Here is a 24,584-nt window from a genome sequence, read left to right as displayed (position 1 = left end):
CTCAAATGCAAAATTGGAGGGGACCAATAAGCTTATCAAAGATATTAAACGTCTGGGCTTCGGTTTTAAAAATTTTAGCAACTTTAGGAAGCGTGTTTTCATCACTCTGAGTATACAAAAAAAGAAGACCTATCTGGTCCTCTCTAGATGTTAGCTTTTCGTCACCCACTACAGTTGACAAAGAGCCTACAAAAAGTCCTCCAGAGCTTAGCTCTAGAGGATTCATTTTTATTTCACAACAATATTAACGAGTTTATTAGGGACACTAATCACTTTCACGATTTCCTTGCCATCAATCTCTGCTTTGACTTTTTCGTCAGCCATAGCCACTTCTTGCAATTCTTCGCGTGAAAGGTCTTTCGCAACCATGAGTTTAGCACGGACTTTTCCTTTGATTTGGACGACGATTTCGATTTCGTCTTCAACCAATTTGCTTTCGTCCCATGTTGGCCAAGCTACATAAGAGATTGACTCACCTGTTGCTGCCACTGTTTGCCAGAGTTCTTCTGCCAAGTGAGGCTCAAATAGAGCAATCAATTGGATAAAGCCTTTAGCGTAGTCTACCAAATAAACGTTAAAAAATTATAACAAAGCATATTCCCTTCACTTTGGAAAGAGGCACACTAGGAACTCTACTGCCTATCCAAACAGAAAGCCCCACTTTTCACATTTAACAGATTACTTTTTAACGTTGATAAACATCAGTTGGGTACGATATTCCAAATTCTTCTGAAAATTGCTCATCAGAGATTTTTATAAATTCCTCATCAGAAACATCTATTCCCTCAACTGATTCTAACACACTAGTGATGTGCAATAATGGAGTCAATGCCGATATACGCGCATAATGTACAATATCCATCTCAATTTCCATTACTCTTAGAAAGATATCCTTATATTTTTCAAATAATTCATCTATATCTCCTATAGTCTTTAAGCCCAATCTTTTTACTCTCTGGACTACAGTGGATAGATAAGAACTGTTAATATTAAAATCTATGGACACATATAACGGTTTAATCTCATCCAGTAACTTAATGTAATTTGGATCTTCCGTTACATAAGTCATAAGTGTACTACTATCTATTGGTAATTCTTCTTTTGAAGTAGGTAATTTTTCTCTTACCTTCTTCTCATAGTTATTAATATTATTTTTTAACTGCAGAAAATTTTCATCAGCCAATTCAATTAGTCCTGCTAATCTGGAGAATTGTCTCCTGTATTGATTAGGTATATCTTCCTTGCTTTTATATCCTAAATCATGTTCGATTTCAGCCCAAGCATGTTGCATAACTGTCCTAATTTGTATTTCCAATTTTATATTTTTAAATCTGCTATATAAAATAGGAGAAGAGTTCTCTTCTTTTAAACTTACCACGTAATGAAGTGAAACATAACCAAATTTTGTTGGATCCTCACTCTTACGTTTATCAATAGTATTCTCTACATCAACCTCGAACTCTTGACTGATTAATTCAGCTATTCTATCGACATCATCACTAAAATACGTTATGATACGAATGCCGCATAAATCGGTAATCTCAGTCAAATTAGAATAGTCTTTCCTTTTTACTTTGCCTGAGAGAGACTCTTCAGTTTTTACTCTCCCTATTATTTCATGAACATTAATAGATTGACTTTTAATAATATTCTTTACAGTATTCTCTACATAATTTAGGCAATCTTCATAACTCCCCCGTGAAACAGAATATTCTTCAACAATCTCCTTATGACTTTGAATCCTCATTAATACCTCCCAAAAAGTGAACAAAAACTGTCTCTCTTTTTAATTTATTATGTCAATTTTTTATTTCACAACGATATTAACGAGTTTATTAGGTACCGCAATCACTTTCACGATTTCCTTGCCATCAATCTCTGCTTTGACTTTTTCATTAGCAAGAGCAACTTCTTGCAACTCTTCGCGTGAAAGGTCTTTCGCAACCATGAGTTTGGCACGGACTTTTCCTTTGATTTGGACGACGATTTCGATTTCGTCTTCAACCAATTTGCTTTCGTCCCATGTTGGCCAAGCTACGTAAGAGATAGATTCGCCTGTTGCTGCCACTGTTTGCCAGAGTTCTTCTGCCAAGTGAGGCGCAAACGGAGCAATCAATTGGATAAAGCCTTTAGCATAATCCACATAAAGTTTGTCTTCCTTATTCGCTGCATTAACAAAGACCATGAGCTGAGCAATGGCTGTGTTGAATTTCATCGACTCGATTTGCTCTGTGACAGATTTAACGGTTTCGTTATAAACCTTGTCAAGAGCGCCATTGTTTTCCGCAACGATTTCTTTACTTGTAATCAAACGGTAAACACGGTCAAGGAATTTACGGCTTCCTTCCAGACCTTCTTCAGACCAAGCGATTGAAGCATCGAGTGGTCCCATGAACATTTCATAGACACGAAGGGTATCAGCACCGTATTGTTCCACCACATCGTCTGGGTTAACCACGTTCTTGAGGGATTTAGACATTTTGGCTGGTGCTTGCTCCAACTCTTCCCCTGTTTCCACATGGAAGAAGGAACCATCACGTTTTTCAACCTTATCGGTCGCCACGAGAGCACCACGGTGGTCACGGTAGCTTGTTCCCAAGATCATTCCTTGGTTAAAGAGTTTTTGGAATGGCTCTTTAGTCGGTACAACACCAAGGTCATAGAGGAATTTGTGCCAGAAACGAGCGTAAAGCAAGTGAAGCACGGCGTGTTCTGCACCACCCACATAGATATCTACTGGCAACCATTGTTTGAGGAGATCCTCATCAGCCAATTTCTCTGTGTTGTGTGGATCGATATAGCGAAGGTAGTACCAGCTTGAACCCGCCCATTGTGGCATAGTGTTGGTTTCACGACGACCTTTCACTCCATCCTCACGAGTCACTTCAAGCCAGTCTGTCAAGTTAGCCAATGGGCTTTCACCAGTACCTGAAGGGCGGATATCCTTGGTTACTGGCAAGACAAGTGGGAGTTCACTTTCTGGAACAGCTGTTGAAGTACCATCTTCCCAATGAATGATTGGGATTGGTTCACCCCAGTAACGTTGACGGCTAAAGAGCCAGTCACGAAGACGGTAAGTGATTTTTTCTTGACCAAAGCCTTTTTCTTCTAACCATGCCACAATTTTGGCGATAGCTTCTTCCTTGTTAAGACCATTCAAGAAATCTGAGTTGACGTGAAGTCCATCTTCTGTGTAAGCAGCTTCTTCAACGTTTCCACCTTCAAGCACTTCTACGATTGGAAGGTCAAATTGTTTAGCAAATTCCCAGTCACGCTCATCGTGGGCAGGAACAGCCATAACAGCACCAGTACCGTAGCTAGCAAGAACGTAGTCCGCAATCCAGATAGGGATTTCTTTACCGTTTACAGGGTTGATCGCATAAGCTCCAGTCCAAACCCCTGTTTTTTCCTTGGCAAGATCTGTACGAGCCAAGTCTGATTTAAGGCTGGCTTGGTGTTTGTAGTCAGCTACAGCCTCAGCTTGTTCAGGTGTTGTAATGGCATCTACCAAGTCATGCTCAGGAGCCAAAACAGTGAAGGTCGCACCAAAAAGAGTATCTGGACGTGTCGTAAAGACTGTGAATTCCTTGTCAGTCCCTTTTACTTTGAAAGTTACGTTAGCACCAGTTGATTTACCAATCCAGTTGCGTTGCATGTCCTTGATAGACTCTGGCCAATCAAGGTCATCCAAGTCATTAAGCAAGCGCTCAGCATAGGCAGTGATTTTAAGCATCCATTGACGCATTGGTTTGCGGACAACTGGATAGCCTCCACGCTCAGAAGTGCCATCAGGAAGGACTTCTTCGTTGGCGATAGCTGTTCCTAGTTCCTCAACCCAGTTTACTGGCACTTCAGCTTCATAAGCCAAACCTTTTTCGTAAAGCTTAGTGAAAATCCATTGCGTCCACTTGTAGTAGTTCGGATCTGTAGTATTGACTTCACGGTCCCAGTCGTAAGAGAATCCAAGCGCATTGATTTGACGTTTGAAGTTGGCAATGTTTTCCGCCGTGAATTCTGCTGGGTCATTACCAGTATCCATAGCGTATTGCTCTGCAGGCAAACCAAAGGCATCCCATCCCATTGGGTGAAGGACGTTGTAACCTTGCGCACGTTTGAAACGGCTGAGGATATCAGTCGCTGTGTAACCTTCTGGGTGTCCTACGTGAAGACCCGCTCCAGATGGGTAAGGGAACATGTCAAGCGCATAAAACTTAGGTTTTGAGGCATCTGTTCCTGTCTTAAAAGTGTGATTGTCAGCCCAGTATTTTTGCCACTTAGGCTCGATTTCTTTATGATTGTAAAAACTCATGGTTTCTCTCCAATATTCGTAATGCTTCTATTATAGCATTTTTGAGGGATTTTTAAAGATGATAAGGGAACTTTAAGAGGCAAATTCGCCTGAATCTCATTTGCATTTTTTTCTTTCTTTTTAAGTTTTTTTGCGCTTTTATATTAAAAAAAAGCAAAAAGATGCTATACTAGTATCAGAAAGAAGGTGACTCATGTATCAGGAACAACGATTAGAGAAAATATTAACACTTTTGGAGGAGCGAGGAAACCTATCTGTTAAGGAAATGGTTGACGCATTAGGTGTTTCCAAAGACACTGTCAGAAGAGATTTCGACTGCCTCAGCCATAGGAATCTGGCTCAGCGTACCCATGGTGGCATTCTTCCAGTTAAAAATACCACTGTTCTTGGCTTCCAGGAACGTCAGAAAGGACTCACTGAAGACAAGAAAAAAATGGCAGACCTAGCGCTTAGCTTGGTCAAGGACCAATCTCTACTCTTCTTCGATGTTTCAACCTTGATGCTTGAAGTCTCACAAAAATTGACTAAGAAGGTCATTGTCTACTCTCACTCTTTGGACAATGCCTTGGTCCTAAGCGGTAAAGAAGGCGTCGACTTTCATCTCTTGGGAGGAAGATTTTACAGCAAAAACCGCTTCTACTATTCGCTTCACGAAGCCCAGCTCTTGCAACATCTACAGTTTGACTTAGCCTTCTTCGGAGCGGCTAGTCTCAGTCAAGGAGTGGTCAGCTATGAAGATGAAGAGGACGTTGCTGTCAAACAACTAGCCATGCAAGCTGCTCGAACCAAGATACTTATTGCTGAATCTGATAAATATGAAAAACATTCCAAATATATCTTGGGCAAGATTGAAGACTTTGACTACTGGATTACAGATAAGGAACCAGATCCTGATTTGGTCGAGTCTCTTAAAGATAAAGTAACGATTTTATACGATGGAAAGGATAGCGATTATGAGTAATATTCGTTTGATTATCAGTGACATTGATGGTACTATTCTCACTAGTAACCACCAGGTGGATGAGCAACTGATTGAGGTAATGCCAGAGCTTGAAAAGGCAAATATTCCCTTTGTTTTAGCTTCTGCCCGTTCGCCACTGGGGATGCAACCAATTGCTCATAAACTAGGACTTCATGACAATCCTATCGCCTGCTACAACGGTGCCTTAGTACTTGAGGGTGATCGTACTATCATACAGCACCCTGTGGATAAAGCTGAGATTCAAGACCTTCTTAACTACTTATCCACAGATTATCCAAGTGTCTCTGTGAATATCTACTCTGGCAAGGACTGGATCACCAACGAACTAGACAAATGGTCTCAGTTAGAAGGAAGTATCACGGGTGAATCTCCTATCATTAAGGAACTGCAAGACACGGTCTCAGACTCAGAACCACCTATCCACAAGCTATTGTTGATTGATGAGGCTGAAGTTATCCAAGACCTCCACCAAAAACTCCTAAGCATGGATTTTCCACAGACAGCCTTCTACTTATCTAAAGATAACTACCTTGAAGTCACAGCCAAACATGTTTCTAAAGAACACGCTCTCCTTGAAGTTGCCAAATATTATGACCTTCCTCTTGAAGAAGTCATGACCATCGGAGATAACTTCAACGATAGTCCTATGCTAGCTCTAGCTGGCCTAGGAATTGCTATGGGCAATGCACCTGAAGGGGTTAAGGAAACAGCAAACTTAGTAACGGCTTCAAATGATGAGCATGGAGTCGCTCAAGCTATTAGAGAACATGTCCTAAACTAAGCTAATATCTAATGGTGGGAACAGCCTCTAATTGCCAACTCGAATTTTAGAACAAAAGGAAAGGTGCCCTAGAGGTGCCTTTCCTTTTTTAACGAAAAAAGCCTTCCTCTCTCGAAGAAGACCCAAATTTTCTAAAGATAAAGAAGGAGACCTACAAGAATCCCAATGGCATAGCCTGCCATAACATCACTAGGATAGTGAACACCACCTAGCACGCGCAAAAAAGCTAGAGCCCCCGCCAGAAAAAGCATAGCCCCACCTAGCCATGGGTTAAGCATCAGTGCCAACATAGCAATGACAGTCGCTGAGAAAACATGCCGACTGGGAAAGGACTTACCCAGACTGTCCTTCTTAATAAGGGGTTGAATAGCCCAGGTCTGGTATGGACGCGGTCGATTGTAGAGGCTACGACCAAGAGAAAGAAGGAAAAAGCCTCCCCCCATAATAAGCACCGTCGTAGAGAGAACAAACCAACCATTCCTTAGCCAAACCCAAATAAGAAATATAGGAAAAAGCAGGTAAAAAGTCCTAGTTATAAGCCTGTTCAACCCTTCTAAAACCTTAGCGTAAGAACGCAAAGGACCGCTAATCCTATCGTAAAATCGTTTGTAATTCATCATCATCCGTTAGAAAAAAAGGGAGTGACACAGAACTAAATTTCAAAAATCTAGCTTCTAGCCTCTCCCCTCAAGTTTAATGAGATAGTCTTCCAAGGTTGAAGTCTCTTAGCCAACCTCTTTTTGTCTATCTTAAAGTTCAGCGATTTGGTAAAGTTCAAGTTCAGCAGCTGTTTCTGAACCAAACATATTAATCATGATTTTAACCTTGTTGTTTTCAATTTCTACAACACGGCCTTCTTGACCCATAAAGGCACCATCGATGATTTGAACCACGTCACCAACCTTGATATTAGTATCAAAGACATCAACGGTTTGACCCATTGAAATCAAGATCTGACGGATTTCTTCTTCCAAAAGTGGTGTTGGTTTAGAACGGTTACCGTGAGAACCAACGAAACCAGTAACGTTCGGAGTATTACGGACAACGAACCAGGCTTCGTCTGTCATTACCATCTCAACAAGAACGTAACCAGGGAAGCGGTTTTCTTCTACTTCTTTAACTTTACCGTTTTTCTCAACATTGACCGTTTGAGTTGGGATTTCAACACGCAAGATATTTTCAAGCATGTTATAAGTTTGGGCACGTTGCAAAAGGTTTTCTTTAACTTTGTTTTCGTATCCTGAATAGGTTTGAAGGACGAACCAGCCCTTGTCGAATGAATCTAGCATTTTAGGATTCCTTTCTTTTTTCTAAGTGACATTTAAACACCTTTGGCTAGCTATCTTCTAGCTTCGAGTGTTAAATGTCAATGAATGTCTGAGGTTTAATTCAAAGCGTAATAAAAAAGCCTGGTGGCCCTTCTTCTCGCTTTTATCTGCATTTATTATAACAAAAAAGAGCAGGCATTCCCACTCTTTTTGTGTTTTCTTTAGAAAAAGTTAATCAGTGCTGACATAGCGCGACTCAACAATTCATCAAACGCATAGATGATGACAGTGAAGAACGCGGTATACTCAAGAACTGAAATAAAATCGTGCCAGCGTTGTTTACGGTCTGGCCAAGTCGTGTCTTTCAAGACTTTGAAAATACTTCCAGTTTGTCTCACGGTGTCTCCTATCTTGTTTCCTTATGCAAGGTGTATTTTTTACAATGTTTACAAAATTTGTTAACTTCTAGTCGTGTTGGTTTGGGAGTGCTACTCACATTAATTGAGTAGTTTCGGCTCCCACATTCAGCACACGCTAGGCTTGCTTTTTTCTGTGCCATAACGCCTCCGTTCTTTTTATCTTACCACTTTTAAATGCAATTGACAAGCTATCTGAATAGACCTGAGAAGGAGTCTGTAATCTTATCCCAAAGGCTGCTTGCCTGATCTTTAACGTCATTCACAACGTCTGATGCCTTGTCTGTCCATGACTTGTTACTGCTATTGCGCGAGTCATTTGGATCTGCCGTATAGTCTAGTGTTTGACCATCAGCTGCATAGGCATTTTCAACGGTAAACTCAGTACCTGGTGTATTTGGCAAAACATCCGCAGCGATGTAGCTGAAAATCGTCGAAGCTGTTCCCGAGCTAGCCCCTGTTAGGTAGTGACTCTCGTCAGTCTTATCAAAACCGATCCAGGTCGTCATAACCACATCAGGAGTATAACCAATCACCCACTGGTCACTAGTCAAATCCTTGTTAAATTCAGCCTGAACAGTACCTGTCTTACCTGCCATAGTATAACCTGTGTAGTTGGCATTCACAGCAGAACCATTTGAGAAGGTACCAAGCATCATGCTGGTCATCTGGTTAGCTACTGACTGGCTGATAACACGTTTAGACTTCTTACTATGGGTAGCAATAATGTCACCACTGGCATTTTCAATTTTAGTGATGAAATAAGCCGTGTTCATCTCACCACCATTAGCAAAGGTCGCATAAGCCTGAGCCATTTGAAGAGGACTAGCTGTCACACCACCACCAAGTGAAATTCCCAGTTCTTCTGGAACATTGTCAAAGTTGAGACCGAATTTTTGACCGTAACTGATCCCTTTTTGAATACCGATTTGATTAAAGAGGTAAACTGCTGGGATATTGTAGGAGTTGGCCAAAGCTTGATACATGGGCACATCCTCTGTCTCAACACCACCGTAGTTGGTTGGGGTATAGCCATTATAGTCGATTGGTTTATTCGGAAGATCCTTATTGATGCTCCATCCTGAAGCCAGAGCTGGTGCATAGACCACTAAAGGTTTGATAGTTGAACCAGGACTACGCTTCCCTTGAGTTGCATAGTTAAAGTTACGGAAGGTTGTATCACTGGTACCACCTACACGACCTACCAGACCGCGGACAGCTCCAGTTGTTGGATCAAGTGCCACACTAGCTGACTGAGCTGTACTACCATCACTTTCTGATGTAGGGAAGAGATAGGTATTTTCGTAGGTTTGCTGCATGTTAGCTTGTGAGTTGGCATCCATCTCTGTGTAGATTTTGTAGCCATTTTTAACGATTTCATCCTCACTCAAGCCATAAGTTTTCGTAGCTTCTTCAATGACGGCATCAAAGTAAGACGGATACTTGTAGTCATCGCCAGTCCCTTGATAGGTATCATCCAGACGACTAGCCATATCAACTCCAGCCGCACTGTCGGCATCTGCCTGACTCAACTTCTTGTCATCAACCATATTGGCGAGGACAGTGTTTCTACGGTTGGTCGCATTTTTGATATTATCAATTGGGTTGTAAATTTCAGGTCCCTTAAGCATACCAGCGAGGGTCGCTGCTTCATCAACGGTTAGATTGGCAGCACTTGTCCCGAAGTATTTTTGACTAGCATCTTCAACACCCCAAACCCCATTGCCGAAGTAGGCATTATTGAGGTACATGGTAAGTATTTCTTGCTTGCTGTATTTCTTGGTTAATTCCAAAGAGAGGAAGAATTCCTTGGCCTTACGAGTGACTGTCTGTTCTTGTGTCAAGAAGGCATTTTTAGCCAACTGTTGGGTAATGGTCGAGCCACCACCAAAGCGTCCCATAGATACAATGGCCAAGAGGAATCGCTTGACGTTAACCCCGCTATTTTCATAGAAGGTACGGTCCTCAGTTGCAATAACAGCATTCTCCAGGCTATCACTAATGGCATCCAGCTCCACATAAGTCCCTTTTTGCCCTGACAAAGAACCAGCTTGATTGCCTTCTTTGTCATAGATAACCGTAGTTGCTTTCAAGGCATCTTGAAGATCTGAAACATTGGTCGTCTTGGCAATATAGAAAAGGTAGGAACCTACTGTCAGAACCAACATAGCTACCAAGATAAAGAGAATTTTACCAATATGATAACGACGCCAGAAACGACGAATAGGATTTCTTGGCGAAAGTGTAAACTTGCTCAAGAACGCCTGAACCTTACCTAAAGGTTGGGTCGTATCAATAGGTTTCTTTTGCTTAGAACGTTGATAACGTGACGTCTCTTGACTTTCCTGAGACATATCTAAGTCTTCAACGGCTTGTTCAACCTCATCAGGTTTCTTAGCAAAGAGTCCCTTTATCTTATTTTGTAAATTCTTCGATTTTTCAGCAGGCTGGGAATCCTTGCCCTTTCCGCTATTTTCTTCTTTAAAAAGTTTGTTTTTTAGATTATCAAAAAATGTCATAACCCTATTATACCAAGTTTTTACAGATTCTGTCCTCTTTTAAACGTTCATGATATAATGAAACCATGACTTTACACGTAGAAATTATCAATCCCTATCCTGTAACAACCGTCAAAGACTTGCTCGAAACTAAGCTCCTCATTCCTCGTAAGATTCGTCATTTCCTACGCACGAAAAAGCACGTCCTCATCAATGGAGAGACTATTAATTGGCAGAGTCCTGTTGAAAAAGGTGATAAGATTAGCCTGACCTTTGATACAGAGGACTACCCTGAAAAAATTATCCCTATGGGAAATGCCAGTTTAGTAGAACCTCTCTATGAAGATCAGCATCTCATCGTGGTCAATAAACCTGAAGGAATGAAAACACATGGTAATGAACCCACAGAAATTGCTCTACTTAACCATGTTTCGGCCTATTGTGGGCAAACCTGTTACGTCGTTCATCGACTAGACATGGAAACTAGTGGGGCTGTACTCTTCGCAAAAAATCCGTTTATCCTGCCAATTCTCAATAGACTCTTGGAAGATAAGAAGATTCAGCGTCAATACTGGGCTTTGGCTGAAGGTAAATTTCAGACCAAGGAGACTGTGTACAAAGACAAGATTGGACGCGACCGCCATGACCGTAGAAAACGAGTGGTTGATCCTAGAAAAGGGCAGGTTGCCTATACAACCATCACGCGCCTCAAAGCCTTCAAAGGAGCTAGTCTGGTCAACTGTCAACTAAAAACCGGTCGGACCCACCAAATTCGTGTGCATCTGGCCCACCATGGGCATGCCATTCTGGGGGACCCTCTTTATAGCCACCGCCCCGCATCTCGACTCATGCTCCACGCTCACACTCTTAGTTTCACCCATCCCTTAACACTCGACAAAATCACTGTTAAGGCCAGCTCAGACAGTTTTGAACAAGGGTTAAAAAATCACAAATAATAGAAGTAGGCTCATTCTCAAGCATAGTGCGAAAGGATTATCCTAATGATCCTCTAGTTATGACACAGTGGAAGCTTGCAAATAAGTTGCTTTTATTAACTTCAAAAGCCTTGACCGCCTTGAATCTCCCTTTACAATATGTTATCCTTTACATATCATTTAAAATTTGAGGGGTATTTAATTTATGAATCCAGTCGATCAATGGCTAGCAATTAACGCCAAGTATTTCCCAACAGAACAAGTTCAGTACATCCGCCAACGTCTTGAGGCACTTCCTGAACAACAACTTTCAATGCTTTACTCAATCAGCTTCCAAGATCCTACGATGATGCTTGTCATCTCACTTTTTGGTGGTTCTCTTGGAATCGACCGCTTTATTTTGGGACAAGTTGGTCTTGGTGTTGGTAAACTTTTGACATGTGGTGGATGTGGTATCTGGTCAATCGTTGACTGGTTCCTTATCATGGATGCTACTCGCCAATCAAACGCTCAAAAACTCTTTGCAGTTATTGGCTAATGAAAAACTATTTTACACGCTTGTGGGCCTACCACCAGCGTTTTTTTAGATTATATCTCTTAGTTTCAGTGGCAGTTTATGGAGTCTACCTTTTACATCTTCCAACACCACTCAGTTTAATCCTAAGACCATTTGGCCTTAAAGGTTGGAGCGCAGGCCTAACACGCGCTAGTGTTAGACTCTTACACCTAGATTGGCAAGGAGCCTGGGACTATAATCCACTGATATATCCTCTAGTGGTCTATATCCTAACCTATTTCTTTCTCTTTCCCATCTTCAGTGTAAAGAAGATTATAAGGAAATAAAGTAAAGACTCCCATTGCGGTCCCCTTACACTATTGATATAATTGTAATTGTCAACATTTTTATAATCAAGATCTCTGGAGGTTATACACATGAAGCAACAAGATTGGATCGATTTTTTCCAAGCAGTTAATGGTCGTAATCCAAGTATTCAAGAAATGGCTGAAGCAGCTCAGAAAGGCGAGTTTGTCCGAGAAACTCCCAAACAAACTGTCGAAGTAACAGAAACTGTCTCACAAAAAGAGACTGTAGAAACTAAGCAAGATTCAAAGGTTGTTGAACCAGTAGAATCTGCACCATCAACAGAGGTTGTAGAAACTGCCGAAAAAGATGTTGACAGCTATGATGTTGCTGAAGAGCCACTCACTAACTCTATGGTAGATGAAGAAGAGACTTTCCAAGCAACTAACCTAGCTCAAGAAAATCAATCAAAGACCTTCCAGGAACAAGTTAAACCTGTTGTAGAAACTGCCAGTCAGACTGTTAACCAATTTGCGAATCAAACTGGTGAAACTTTCCAACAAGCAAGCAAAAATCTAAATGAAACTTGGAAGAAACAAGACAAGAAAACCCAAACAAACCTCATCATGTTAGCCGTCGCTTCCATCCCAGCTATCCTCTGGGCTCTTGGAATGATACTCTTAGGAATTGCCAGTGATGATCTTAGTGCCGGATTGATCACGGCTCTTCTCTCCGTCATCATTAATTTCCCCTTGGTTGTACTTCTTATATTACCAGCTCTTCTAAATAAAACAGATAAAAAATGGCCAATCTTTATCCTATCCTTTCTTCTAGGCTGGACATTCATCGGTTGGATCATCCTTCTTGCTGTTTCTATCAATACGAATAAGGAAGCAGAACGCATTAGACAACAACAAATGATGATGCAAATGGCAGGTCAACAAGGAAGTTCTGATACATTTAACCCTTTTCAGTAATTAACAACAAATAAATGAAAAAAAGAAAACCCAGAAAAAGTTTCTCAACTTTTCCTAGGTTTTTTCTTTTGCTTTTTAAACTCTTAGTAGCCCATCATTCCTGGATCCATAGCTGGTGCTGCTGGAGCTTCTGGTTCAGGTTTGTTGGCAACGACTGCTTCAGTTGTCAAGATAAGACTAGCTACAGAAGCGGCATTTTGGAGAGCAGAACGTGTGACCTTAACTGGATCAATGATTCCTGCTTCGACCATATCTACCCATTCACCGTTAGCAGCGTTAAAGCCTGTACCAACTGGGCTGTTCTTCAATTTATCGATGATAACTGAACCTTCATAACCAGCGTTATAAGCAATTTGACGAACTGGTTCTTCCAAGGCACGGAGGACAATGTTACGTCCTGTAGCGTCGTCACCTTCAAGATCAAGTTCAGCAACCTTAGCAATGACGTTAACAAGGGCTGTACCACCACCTGCTACGATACCTTCTTCAACAGCGGCACGAGTAGCGTTAAGGGCATCTTCGATACGAAGTTTCATTTCTTTAAGGGCTGTTTCAGTGGCCGCACCAACCTTAACAACTGCAACCCCACCTGACAATTTAGCCAAACGTTCTTGAAGTTTTTCACGGTCAAATTCAGATGTTGTTGTTTCCAATTGAGACTTGATGAGGTTAACACGGTTAGCAATCGCTTCTGTGCTTCCTGCACCTTCAACGATAACTGTGCTATCTTTATCCACAGTTACTTTCGAAGCTTGACCAAGTGCTGCCATAGTTGCATCCTTAAGTTCAAGACCAAGATCTTCAGTAATGACAGTTGCTCCTGTCAATACGGCAATGTCTTCCAACATGGCTTTACGACGGTCACCAAAGCCAGGTGCCTTAACAGCAACGACATTGAAAGTTCCACGAATCTTGTTAAGAACAAGTGTAGGAAGAGCTTCACCATCCACATCATCAGCAATGATCAAGAGTGGACGGCTTGTCTTAAGCACTTCTTCCAAGAGTGGAAGGACATCCTGAATATTTGAAATTTTCTTGTCAGTCACAAGGATAAATGGATTTTCAAGGTCAGCGACCATTTTTTCATTATCAGTAACCATGTACTGAGAAAGATAACCACGGTCAAACTGCATACCTTCAACCACTTCGAGTTCAGTCTCCATACCACGAGACTCTTCAATAGTGATAACACCGTCATTACCAACGCGTTCCATAGCTTCTGAAATGTATTCACCAACTTTTTCAGAACGTGATGAAACCGCTGCGACTTGGGCAATGGCTTCCTTATTAGCAACTGGTTGTGCAATAGCTTTAAGCTCTTCAACCGCTGTAGCTACAGCTGCTTCAATCCCACGACGGATACCGATTGGATTAGCACCAGCCGTTACATTTTTAAGACCTTCACGGACGATAGCCTGTGTCAAAACAGTGGCTGTAGTTGTTCCGTCACCTGCAATATCGTTCGTTTTTGAAGCCACTTCGCTGACAAGCTTAGCACCCATATTTTCAAAGTGATCTTCGAGTTCAATTTCTTTAGCAATTGTCACACCATCATTAGTGATAAGAGGTGAGCCAAAAGCTTTTTCCAAAACCACGTTACGACCTTTAGGACCAAGCGTTACCTTAACTGTATCAGCCAAAGTATCAACACCACGGACCATTGCTGCGCGTGCATCTGATGAAAATTTAATATCTTTTGCCATAGTTACTCCTTCTTTATCTTACTTTATATCTGATTAGCATAGACCTAAGCTAGGACTGCTAAAATATCTGCTTCACGGATAATTGAAACGGAATCATCTCCGTCTTTAACATTGACACCTGCACCATTTTCAACAAGAACTTTATCGCCTGCTGCAACACTAAGTGCAATCAATTCACCAGTAAGAGTACGGATTCCTTCACCTACTGCCAAAACCTCAGCAGTCTTTGTAGCTTCATGACTAGCTCCTGCCAATACAAAGCCACTAGCTGTTTTTTCTTCTGTTTCTTCAAAATGGACAACGATACGATCGCCCAATGGTTTCAATGCCATACCAATTACCTCCAAATGTTATTTGTTATTAGTAACGTGTGAAACGTTATTTTTAGCACTCATAAACTATGAGTGCTAATCCATATATTTATTTTAGCACTTGGTCAAAAATAGTCAAGAAAAAACTACCCAAAATCTGAACTTTGGATAGTTTCTTTTTTTGTTTATTAACCGAGCACCAAGGCATCGTCATTGAGGACTTGTCCACTATTTTTGTGGAAGAGGTCCATAAGTTCTGCAACAGTGAGGTTTTTCTTTTCCTCACCTCGCACATCGACGACGATTTTTCCGTGATAGAGCATGACTAGACGGTTCCCATATTCGATAGCATGTTCCATATTATGGGTAATCATAAGGGTTGTCAATTCTTGTTCTTCAACGATCTTACGTGTCAAATTCATGACCATATCACTTGTCTTAGGATCTAGGGCTGCTGTATGTTCATCCAAAAGCAAGATTTTTGGACGCACCAAGGTTGCCATAGCAAGTGTCAAGGCCTGACGTTGTCCACCTGACAAGAAATTAGCATCAGTCTTCATACGATTCTCAAGACCAAGACCAAGATCTACCAAGGCTTCCTTGAAGACTTGACGTTCGCTTTCAGTGATAGACTTTTTAAAAAAGCTACGTTTCTTACCACGACGATAGGCAATCGCCATATTTTCTTCGATAGAAAGGTTTGTCGCTGTCCCCATTCGAGGATCTTGGAAAACACGACTAATGTCTTTAGAGCGCTCATCTACAGATGCTTTCTTAATAGATTGCCCCTCCAACAAGATATCCCCCTCATCAATACTAAGAACACCAGCAATTGAATTCATCAAGGTTGATTTACCAGCACCATTTCCCCCAATGACAGAGATAAAATCTCCCTGCTCAATGTCGAGATCCAAACCACGAAGGACGTGATTTTCATTGACTGTGCCTTTTTCAAAGGTTTTGTGAATCTGTTGTAAACTAAGTAAAGCCATTACTTGTCACCTCCTGGAGTCAAGGATTTATTAGGTCTGATTTTCAATTTTTGTCGTACTTCTGGCACATAAAGGATGATTGCAAGCAAGATGGCTGAAGCCAATTTCAACATTTGAGCATCAACATTCATGGCAAGGATAATAACCAAGACCAAACGGTAGAGAACAGCACCTACGACAATTGACCAGAGGCGTTTGCCAAGTGGTAGATACTTGACGATAACTTCAGCCAAGATAATTGCAGCCAAGCCATTTACGATTGTACCAGTACCCATATTCATATCCGCATAGCCATTGTTTTGAGCTAGGAGGGCACCTGATAGGGCAATCAAACCATTGGAAATCATGTAGCCAAGAATCTTCATACGGTCAACCTTGATACCATTGGCTTCACCCATGGCAAGGTTATCACCTGTCGCACGAAGGGCCAGACCAACCTGCGTATTAAGGAGGACAACCAACATAAACACTACCAGACTAACAAAAATCAGTCCTAATAGAATCACACCATTCAGCTTAGACAAACCAAGCCCCGTCACCATAGTTACTAGCGTATTATGTCCTGATAGAGAGACATTGGCACTTCCAAGAACCAAAAGGTTAACGGAATAGAGCCCCGTTAAGGTAATAATCCCTGTTAAAAGTTCTGGTATCTTCATTTTCGTATGCATAAAGCCAGACACAGCTCCAGCAAGCATACCAGCCACAAAACCACCTAAAGTCGCAAAGATTGGGTTGATTCCACGGATAATCATGATAGTTGTCGTAGCAGCACCAAGTGGGAAAGCCCCTTCAGCTGTCAAATCAGCAAGGTCCAAAATACGGAAGGTAATGAAGACCCCAATAGCCATAATAGCCCAGAGAAGTCCCTGAGAAATGGCTGTTAGCACCACATTTGAAAATCCTTTTTTAGATGACTTATTAACCTTAAGCTTAATGACACCCTTATCTTTTTTAGCAATTGGTTTGTCATCTTGTGTTGATGCCTTAGATTCCTCGTCACTAATACTAGAAACATCAATGCCAAGTTCTTTAGCCATGTCATGGTTAACCACAACATTTAGGGTTTTAGGATACTCGGCATCGACATCCTTGACCTTCTCACCTCGGAGAACACGGCCTGCCAACTTACCTGTTTGACGTCCAAGCGCTTCATAGTTAGTTCCATAAGTGAACAGGACACCTTTTTCTACACTACCAGCGTCACTACCAACAACTGGAACCTTAGTCTCTTTAGAAAGATCTACCAAGGTATTAATAGCACTAACAATGGTATTGTCAGTTGGGATGAAGATGACTTCGGTCTGACTCATCAAGCTCTTGGCTGTATCTTGGATATCATTGGTTGATGAAATTCCTTTGATAACCGTTTCAATACCAGCTTCCTTGAAGTATTTCTTGGCTTCTTCAACCTGAACTTCTGAGTTACGCTCGCTGGTCGTGTACATAATCCCAACTTTTTTAGTGTTTGGAAGGACCTTTTTCAACAACTCGACTTGTTTGTTGATTGGTGACATGTCGCTTGTCCCTGTCACATTTCCTCCAACATTGTCCATAGACTTAACCAATTTAGCTGAAACTGGATCTGTAACAGCTGTAAAGAGAATTGGCTTGTCCTTTGTCAAACTACTCAAAGACTGGGCTGCTGGGGTTGCGATAGCTAACATGACATCATTATCTTCAATAAGCGACTGAGAAATCGTCTGCAAGTTAGACTGATCTCCTTGTGCATTCTGATAATCGATTTTGATGTTCTTACCGTCGACGTAACCTTCCTCTTTGAGTTCTTCAATGAACCCTTTACGTGTCGCTGACAAGGAAGGATGTTCCACATATTGGAGCACACCGACGTGAACCAAATCTTTATTAGAAGCATTGGAACATGCTACCAAGAGGACAGCTGTAATAACAGCCATCATACTGACCAAGAATTTCTTCATCTTGTATACCTCTATTTTTTATTCTATCTATTTCCAATTTTCTTTCATCTTTTTTCCGAGACGATAGGGTCAAATGAAAATTAAAAATAGACCACGGTATGAAAAAAACCAGTTAGGACAGGCCCAACTGGTTTTATGCATCTTGACTAGCACAGGCTAGCTTATGTCACCGGTTAGACCTATTCATCTAATCGGCTAATCCATCACAAAATGCTTTAGCTTCATAGATACAAACTGACTGACGCTTGTATCCTGAAACACAAACGTCCTATCTAAAGAAACTAAAGTAATAAAAAGCTTTAAGATTTCCCAAATGGGTCGCTTTGTTAAGCATGTGATGCCTCCGTAGTTATGATAGTCTTAAGTTTACACTATTTAGACAATTCTGTCAAATTGGAATTTACTCTCTTTTCTCTCAATTTATCATTGTCACTACAAAAGAAAAATCTCTTCTTGCTCCTGCAAGAAAAGATTTTTTATATTAAGCATTTTGTTCTGTTGTTAAGATAGCAAGTGTCTCAATCAAGTTATCGGCATTAACTTCAATAGTATCACCTGTTGCCTTGATTTTAACTTCGACAACACCTTCGCTGGCTTTTTTACCAACTGTCACACGGATCGGAAGTCCGATAAGGTCACTGTCAGAGAATTTAGAACCAACACGCTCATTACGATCATCTGTCAAGACATCATAGCCTTCAGCCATAAGAGCAGCTTCCAAACGTTCTGTCAAAGCATTGGCTTCCTCATCCTTAGTGTTAACTGTAATCAAGTGAACATCATATGGAGCCAATTCTTTAGGGAAGTTAATTCCCCATGCATAGCGGTATTGACCTTTTGGGGTCTTGTTAACAAAGAGACGTGCATGTTGTTCGATCACAGCTGACAAGATACGGCTTACACCGATGCCGTAACATCCCATGATAATTGGAACAGCACGGCCATTTTCATCAAGAACATTAGCACCCATACTTTCAGAGTAACGTGTACCAAGTTTAAAGATATGACCAATCTCGATACCACGCGCAAACTGAAGGACACCTTGACCATCTGGTGAAATTTCACCCTCTTTAACTTCACGAATATCCACGTATTCTGCCTTGAAGTCACGCTCTGGGTTAACCCCTGTCAAGTGGTAACCATCTTCATTGGCTCCAACAACCGCATTAGCCACGTCTTGAACCTTACGGTCCGCAACGATACGAACATTTTCAGGAAGGTTAACTGGACCAAGAGAACCGAAGTTAGCGCCAAAGACTTGACGTGCTTCATCTTCTGTAGCTGGTTCAAGGAAATCAGCAGCAAGGTAGTTTTTCAACTTCACATCGTTAACCTGATCATTACCGACAAGAAGGGCCACCACTGGTTCATCATCAGCAATGAAAAGCAAAGTCTTGATGGTTTGTTCTTCTGGAACATTCAAGAAAGCAGCAACTTCATCAATTGACTTGCAATTTGGCGTTTCAACTCGAGTCACTTCTTCTTGAGTCACAACCTTGGTCGCTGGTGTGTAGGCGTTTGTTGCCATCTCAAGGTTAGCTGCATAGCTTGACTCTGTAGAGTAAGCAATTGTGTCTTCACCAGATACCAACCATGATGTCAATTCTTTCTTGATTTCTTCCATGACATCTTCTGGAATCTCATCCAATGAAGCAATTGACTTGTCAAGAACTACCCAACGGTTGAGATCTGTACGCTCAGGAGTGACCGCCATGAATTCTTGAGAATCCTTACCACCCATGGCACCACCATCACCGATGATACCCTTAAATTCAAGGCCAGCACGTGTAAAGATAGCCTCATAAGCTTTACGGTAGTCTTCATAGGTTACATCCAAATCTTCATAGTTTTGGTGGAAACTATAAGCATCCTTCATGATAAATTCACGTGTACGAAGAAGACCGTTACGAGGACGTTTTTCATCACGGTATTTTGATTGGATTTGGTAGAGATTAAGTGGCAATTGTTTGTATGATTTAACCGCATCACGAACCAAGGCTGTAAACGTTTCTTCGTGAGTTGGACCGAGGATAAAGTCAGATTTATCACGGTTTTTAAGTTTATAAAGGTCTTCACCGTAAGTTTCATAACGGCCTGACTCACGCCACAAATCTGCTGTCAAAAGCGCTGGCGCCAACATTTCAACCGCACCAATTTTTTCAAACTCCTCACGCATGATGGTTTTGAATTTCTCGATAGCACGATTTGCCAATGGCATATAAGCATAAATACCAGCAGAAACCTGACGCACGTAACCCGCACGTACCATAAGGGCATGACTGATAACTTGAGCATCACTTGGCATTTCACGAAGTGTTGGAATCAACATTTTACTTTGTTTCATCATTTACATACTAAGGAGGCTGGCCCTTGGCTCAAGTCCCTTAGACTTCCTTTCGTTTCTTTGTTTCTAATTAAAAGAAAGCACGCATAATATCATTCCAAGTAACTGCAATCATAAGAACAACCATGATAGCAACACCTGCAAGTGTAATATAGCTTTCAATTTCTTGATTAAGTGGTTTACGACGAATGGCTTCAATAATATTCATAACAATTTTTCCACCGTCAAGGGCTGGAATTGGGATAAGATTGAAAATTCCCAAGTTAATTGAGAGCATCCCCATAAGGTTAAGAATGGAAATCAAGCCATTTTCTGAAGCCTGGGCAGACATCTGGAACATAGCAACCGGTCCACCAAGTTTATTCAAACTAAAGTTGGTGATAAGCCCCTTAAGTGCTACGAGAATTTTGAAGGCCCCTTCCCAAGCCATTTGGAAACCACCAAAAATCTTATCTTTAAGACTTGTTTTTAAAGCAGGAGAAACACCCAAAAAATAGCTACCTTGGTTCTCCTGAGGTTTAACAGAGATTGTTTCTTCCTGACCGTTACTTCTCTTAACTGTCACAGAAAGGCTGTCACCTTTGGAGAATTTTTGGGTATTCTCTGTCAATGCTTCCTTCAAGCTGTCCCAATCAGTAACCTTGTCCTTATTGATAGCCTCGATAGCATCACCATTTTTCAAGCCTGCCACCTGAGCAGCGCCTCCATCGGCTACCTGGATACGGTTGGTCGATGTATCTTGAACACCACCTTGAACAAAGGCTAAGATAATAAAGACAAGCACCCCAAGAATGAAGTTATTCATAGGACCAGCAAAGTTGGTAATTAAACGTCCCCAAATGCTTGCATTTTGATATTGGACATCCTTAGGAGCGATACGAAGTTCTGTACCATCCTCCTCAACGATAGTGGCATCATGATCAACCTCATAGGTCTTGGTCTCATCTAGGACTAGACCTGTAATGGTTAACTTATCCTCCAAATCATAGGCAGTGACGTTCATAGGCAAAGCCGTCTGATCAATCTGGCGATCCGAAAGGTTGATACGTCTTACCTTACCATCTGATCCAATCGTTAGACTGGCAGGGCTACCTGTTTTAATCTCAGTTGTATCTTCACCCCAACCAGCCATACGGACATAACCACCTAAAGGGAGGATACGGATAGTATAAACGGTACCATCCTTACCAGTGTGTGCAAAAATTTTCGGTCCCATACCAATGGCAAATTCACGAACCAAAATTCCTGAACGTTTGGCGAAAAAGAAATGACCAAACTCATGGAAAACGACAATCACACAGAAAATCAGTAAAAAGGTAATAATAGCTTTCATCTAGACACCCCCACTCTTAAAAAAGTCCTAGGAAGTGCATGATTGGGAAAACGAAAATCCAGCTGTCACAACGGTCCAAAATACCACCATGCCCAGGAATGAGATTGCCTGAGTCTTTAACGCCAAAGTGACGTTTAATAGCTGATTCAACCAAATCACCAAATTGACCAAAAATACTAAAGAGAATCGTACAGATAAGCAACCAGAAGAAGTTATGAGGGGCATAAACTCCGTGGTTAATCAACCCAAAGATAAGAGCCACAATGATTGCTGATAAGATACCACCGACACTACCTTCAATAGTCTTATTTGGTGATACTTTTGGCAATAACTTATTCTGACCAAATTGACGACCAAAGAGGTAAGCCCCAATATCCGTTGCCCAAACAATAAAAAGGGCAAAAAGAACCTTTTCCCAACTATCCAAACGTGCTGCAATGAGATTTTGTAAACCAAAACCAACATAAAAGGCAGATGCGATTGGATAAGCTGCATCATCAAAAGAATAGTGGTCGCTATTAAGGACAGTCCCTGCTAGAATCAAAAATGAAATAACAGCGAAACCTGTCACACTAGCATTTGTTGGAAGACTGATAAAATACCGATCAATCGGTACAGCCAAGATAAAGGCTGCCACCATTGATAAAATACCCTCGATAGAGAAAATCTCCAAGTGCTTCATGCGAAGCATCTCAGACACCGCAACCATGGCCATAGCCCCAACTAAAAGTTGGAAAGGAAGACCGCCGATAAAGAGCAATGGGAGGAAAATGGCTGCTGCCACACCCCCACCAATTAAACGTTCTTGCATGAGAGGTCCTTTCTAGACACCACCGAAGCGACGGTGACGTTTATTGTAGTCAGAGATGGCTTGACGTAGCCCCTGCTGGTCAAAGTCTGGCCAGAAAACATCTGTGAAGTAAAACTCACTATAGGCAGATTGCCAAGGCAAGAAATTACTAAGACGAAGCTCGCCACTCGTACGGATAATCAAATCTGGATCACGGTAGAGGTAAGGCAATTTATCTGTCATCAAATGCTTAGCAATGAGATCTTCATCAATAGCTTCAGGACTGAGTTTGCCTGCTTCAACCTCTTTAGCAATCGCTTGAACTGCAGATACAATCTCCGCACGACCACCATAGTTCAGTGCAAAGTTGAGAACCAAACCGGAATTATGTTTTGTCTGCTCAACTGCCTTTTCAAGAGCATCTAAGGTTTCCTTAGGCAGACGACTGTTATCTCCGATTGTCAAAATACGAACATTGTTTTTGTCTAATTCTGGTACATACTTGTTAAAAAATTCAACTGGTAAATTCATGATGAATTTCACTTCATCTTGTGGGCGTGACCAGTTTTCAGTTGAGAAGGCATATACTGTCAATACCTTAACTCCAAGTTGTGACGCTTCGATAGTTACCTTTTGCAAGGCATCCATCCCAGCCTTATGCCCCATCACACGTGGTTGTAGACGCTTTTTAGCCCAACGGCCATTTCCATCCATAATAATACCGATATGGTTGGGAATATTATCTAGAACCTCTTGATGAGATTTTTTTCTAAATTTAAACATGGAATATCCTCTAAATATAGTTTACCCTTTATTTTACCACATTTTCAGGGGTTCTGAACAGCTTTTAATACCGATAAGATTAGAAAACGCAAAAAGACCAGGATTTAACCTAGTCTTAAATACACATCTTAGTTTTCATCAGCAGACTCAATTGCTGAATCTTCTTCTATAATTGTCTTTTTAGTTGTTTCTGCTGTTTCTGTAGTTGGTGCTGGTGTGATTACTTTCATGATTGAACGACTCAAATCAAAGGTCAAGAAGACACCTTCTGCATCCAAAACAATACGGTTATTTTCTTTGTCAATCTCATCGACAATAGCAATCAAACCACCGATTGTTTCAACCTCAGCACCCTTAGCAAGACCTGCAAAACGATCTTCCTGTGCCTTTGCTTGGCGACGACGGCTGAAAGCTACATAAGCAACAATTGCGACCACATAAATGGCCAAAACTAGCATCATATTCATATTTCGTATTCCTCCAATAATTCACTTGGCTACTACTATATCAGATTAAGTCAGGACAAGCAAGACAAATCCTTAGACAGACCACATAAAAACACTTTCCATGAGACGGAAAGTGTTGAATAAGATTACATATCTGCTACGTTGTGATATACCTTTTGAACATCATCGTCTGCTTCAAGCGCATCAATAAGTCCTTCGAAAACTTCAAGGTCTTCACCTTCAAGAGTAACCTCAGTTTGTGGAATCATTTCAAGTTCAGTTACTTGGAACTCTTCTTGTCCGTTAGCACGGAGAGCTTCCAAAGCTTTGTGAAGATCTGTTGGCTCAGTATAAACAGTGATAGTACCATCTTCTGCTTCCACATCTTCAACTTCTACATCTGCTTCAAGCAATTGTTCAAAGATAGCATCTGCATCTTCACCTGCAAATACGATAACACCTTTTTTATCAAACATGTATGAAACAGAACCTGAAGCACCCATGTTACCACCGTTTTTACCAAAGGCAGTACGTACGTTAGCAGCTGTACGGTTAACGTTTGAAGTCAAAGTATCTACGATAATCATAGAACCATTTGGTCCAAACCCTTCATAACGTCCTTCAACGAAAGTTTCATCAGTGTTACCTTTAGCCTTATCAATGGCCTTATCAATAACGTGTTTTGGCACTTGCGCTTGTTTAGCACGCTCCAAAACAAATTTCAAAGCTGAGTTTGATTCTGGATCTGGTTCACCTTGTTTAGCAGCCACATAAATTTCGACACCAAACTTAGCGTAAACCTTAGAGTTTGCACCATCTTTTGCAGTTTTCTTAGCAACGATATTAGCCCATTTACGTCCCATGGGATTCACCTCTTCTAAGAGATTTGTATCTCTGATTTGTTTTTTCTTTTTTGAAAATAGCAAAGCTTGCTAAATTCACAATCCCTTACATTATAGCACTTTGACTGCCGT

Annotated in this window: 23 protein-coding genes and 2 pseudogenes; 7 read left to right on the top strand and 18 right to left on the bottom strand. The window is 41.3% G+C overall.

Annotated elements, in window-relative coordinates:
- Positions 1-147, top strand: a pseudogene (locus H7U01_RS08450) (transposase); the annotation flags it as partial.
- Between the two features lie 81 nt (positions 148-228).
- Here the strand turns inward: H7U01_RS08450 and H7U01_RS08445 are convergent.
- The 3 genes and pseudogenes from H7U01_RS08445 to leuS all read right to left on the bottom strand — a co-directional run.
- Positions 229-564: pseudogene (locus H7U01_RS08445) on the bottom strand (class I tRNA ligase family protein); the annotation flags it as partial.
- Between the two features lie 121 nt (positions 565-685).
- Complete coding sequence (locus H7U01_RS08440; RefSeq protein WP_201041440.1) at positions 686-1,747, bottom strand: GTP pyrophosphokinase family protein; 1,062 nt, start codon at positions 1,745-1,747, stop codon at positions 686-688.
- Between the two features lie 60 nt (positions 1,748-1,807).
- Positions 1,808-4,309 (bottom strand): leucine--tRNA ligase, encoded by a 2,502-nt coding sequence (leuS, locus tag H7U01_RS08435; RefSeq protein ID WP_201041439.1) that lies wholly within the window; start codon positions 4,307-4,309, stop codon positions 1,808-1,810.
- Between the two features lie 193 nt (positions 4,310-4,502).
- Here leuS and H7U01_RS08430 point away from each other — a divergent pair, with 193 nt between their 5' ends.
- Together H7U01_RS08430 and H7U01_RS08425 are read left to right on the top strand one after the other, a co-directional pair.
- A complete protein-coding gene (locus tag H7U01_RS08430; RefSeq protein WP_201041438.1) occupies positions 4,503-5,270 on the top strand; it encodes a DeoR/GlpR family DNA-binding transcription regulator in 768 nt (255 codons plus the stop codon).
- Complete coding sequence (locus H7U01_RS08425; protein ID WP_201041437.1) at positions 5,263-6,072, top strand: Cof-type HAD-IIB family hydrolase; 810 nt, start codon at positions 5,263-5,265, stop codon at positions 6,070-6,072. Before H7U01_RS08430 ends, H7U01_RS08425 begins: the two co-directional genes overlap by 8 nt.
- 131 nt (positions 6,073-6,203) lie before the next feature.
- Here the strand turns inward: H7U01_RS08425 and H7U01_RS08420 are convergent, their stop codons facing one another.
- The 5 genes from H7U01_RS08420 to pbp2a form a co-directional block, all read right to left on the bottom strand.
- Entirely contained in the window at positions 6,204-6,692 is a 489-nt protein-coding gene (locus H7U01_RS08420; protein WP_048673942.1) for a phosphatase PAP2 family protein, read from the bottom strand.
- A gap of 129 nt (positions 6,693-6,821) precedes the next feature.
- Positions 6,822-7,361: a transcription termination/antitermination protein NusG gene (gene nusG / locus H7U01_RS08415; protein ID WP_002883644.1), complete on the bottom strand. Its 540-nt coding sequence runs from the start codon at positions 7,359-7,361 to the stop codon at positions 6,822-6,824.
- 200 nt (positions 7,362-7,561) lie between these two features.
- The gene (secE, locus tag H7U01_RS08410) at positions 7,562-7,738 is read right to left on the bottom strand and encodes a preprotein translocase subunit SecE (protein WP_002883656.1); all 177 of its coding nucleotides are present in this window, start codon (positions 7,736-7,738) and stop codon (positions 7,562-7,564) included.
- An 8-nt stretch (positions 7,739-7,746) separates the two neighbouring features.
- Complete coding sequence (gene rpmG, locus H7U01_RS08405) at positions 7,747-7,899, bottom strand: 50S ribosomal protein L33 (RefSeq protein ID WP_002886472.1); 153 nt, start codon at positions 7,897-7,899, stop codon at positions 7,747-7,749.
- Between the two features lie 48 nt (positions 7,900-7,947).
- Complete coding sequence (gene pbp2a / locus H7U01_RS08400; RefSeq protein WP_038675226.1) at positions 7,948-10,275, bottom strand: penicillin-binding protein PBP2A; 2,328 nt, start codon at positions 10,273-10,275, stop codon at positions 7,948-7,950.
- A gap of 65 nt (positions 10,276-10,340) precedes the next feature.
- On the opposite strand from pbp2a, the gene H7U01_RS08395 reads away from it, so the two are divergent.
- From H7U01_RS08395 to H7U01_RS08380, 4 genes are all read left to right on the top strand, one after another.
- Complete coding sequence (locus H7U01_RS08395; protein WP_038675224.1) at positions 10,341-11,210, top strand: RluA family pseudouridine synthase; 870 nt, start codon at positions 10,341-10,343, stop codon at positions 11,208-11,210.
- A gap of 184 nt (positions 11,211-11,394) precedes the next feature.
- Positions 11,395-11,727 carry a TM2 domain-containing protein gene (locus tag H7U01_RS08390; protein ID WP_002889819.1) on the top strand — a complete coding sequence of 111 codons (333 nt, stop codon included), beginning with the start codon at positions 11,395-11,397 and terminating at the stop codon, positions 11,725-11,727.
- Complete coding sequence (locus H7U01_RS08385; RefSeq protein ID WP_072903624.1) at positions 11,727-12,032, top strand: DUF2752 domain-containing protein; 306 nt, start codon at positions 11,727-11,729, stop codon at positions 12,030-12,032. The genes H7U01_RS08390 and H7U01_RS08385 overlap by 1 nt, the downstream gene beginning before the upstream one ends.
- A gap of 90 nt (positions 12,033-12,122) precedes the next feature.
- Complete coding sequence (locus tag H7U01_RS08380) at positions 12,123-12,968, top strand: superinfection immunity protein (RefSeq protein ID WP_038675223.1); 846 nt, start codon at positions 12,123-12,125, stop codon at positions 12,966-12,968.
- 83 nt (positions 12,969-13,051) lie between these two features.
- On the opposite strand, the gene groL is transcribed toward H7U01_RS08380, so the two are convergent.
- The 10 genes from groL to H7U01_RS08330 form a co-directional block, all read right to left on the bottom strand.
- On the bottom strand, positions 13,052-14,671 hold the full coding sequence (gene groL / locus H7U01_RS08375) for a chaperonin GroEL (protein WP_038675221.1): 1,620 nt from the start codon (positions 14,669-14,671) through the stop codon (positions 13,052-13,054).
- A gap of 44 nt (positions 14,672-14,715) precedes the next feature.
- A complete protein-coding gene (gene groES, locus H7U01_RS08370; RefSeq protein ID WP_060775843.1) occupies positions 14,716-15,003 on the bottom strand; it encodes a co-chaperone GroES in 288 nt (95 codons plus the stop codon).
- 167 nt (positions 15,004-15,170) lie between these two features.
- Positions 15,171-15,974 (bottom strand): ABC transporter ATP-binding protein, encoded by an 804-nt coding sequence (locus tag H7U01_RS08365; protein ID WP_002883592.1) that lies wholly within the window; start codon positions 15,972-15,974, stop codon positions 15,171-15,173.
- Positions 15,974-17,914, bottom strand: a complete 1,941-nt coding sequence (locus H7U01_RS08360; protein WP_201041436.1) for an ABC transporter substrate binding protein — start codon at positions 17,912-17,914, stop codon at positions 15,974-15,976. Before H7U01_RS08360 ends, H7U01_RS08365 begins: the two co-directional genes overlap by 1 nt.
- 481 nt (positions 17,915-18,395) lie before the next feature.
- Positions 18,396-20,258 (bottom strand): proline--tRNA ligase, encoded by a 1,863-nt coding sequence (locus H7U01_RS08355; RefSeq protein WP_141760060.1) that lies wholly within the window; start codon positions 20,256-20,258, stop codon positions 18,396-18,398.
- Between the two features lie 70 nt (positions 20,259-20,328).
- Positions 20,329-21,591, bottom strand: coding sequence for a M50 family metallopeptidase (locus tag H7U01_RS08350; RefSeq protein WP_014633828.1), 1,263 nt, complete (start codon positions 21,589-21,591; stop codon positions 20,329-20,331).
- A 16-nt stretch (positions 21,592-21,607) separates the two neighbouring features.
- Positions 21,608-22,402, bottom strand: coding sequence for a phosphatidate cytidylyltransferase (locus H7U01_RS08345; RefSeq protein WP_037598929.1), 795 nt, complete (start codon positions 22,400-22,402; stop codon positions 21,608-21,610).
- A 12-nt stretch (positions 22,403-22,414) separates the two neighbouring features.
- Entirely contained in the window at positions 22,415-23,164 is a 750-nt protein-coding gene (locus H7U01_RS08340; RefSeq protein WP_002886457.1) for an isoprenyl transferase, read from the bottom strand.
- A 128-nt stretch (positions 23,165-23,292) separates the two neighbouring features.
- Positions 23,293-23,631: a preprotein translocase subunit YajC gene (locus H7U01_RS08335; protein WP_002883701.1), complete on the bottom strand. Its 339-nt coding sequence runs from the start codon at positions 23,629-23,631 to the stop codon at positions 23,293-23,295.
- 125 nt (positions 23,632-23,756) lie between these two features.
- Positions 23,757-24,473 (bottom strand): YebC/PmpR family DNA-binding transcriptional regulator, encoded by a 717-nt coding sequence (locus tag H7U01_RS08330; protein WP_002883635.1) that lies wholly within the window; start codon positions 24,471-24,473, stop codon positions 23,757-23,759.
- Between the last annotated feature and the right edge of the window lie 111 nt (positions 24,474-24,584).

Origin of the sequence: Streptococcus sp. 21.1, from assembly GCF_016648635.1 — a bacterium.
Lineage (GTDB): Bacteria > Bacillota > Bacilli > Lactobacillales > Streptococcaceae > Streptococcus.
This window is presented reverse-complemented; position numbering and strand designations above follow the sequence as displayed.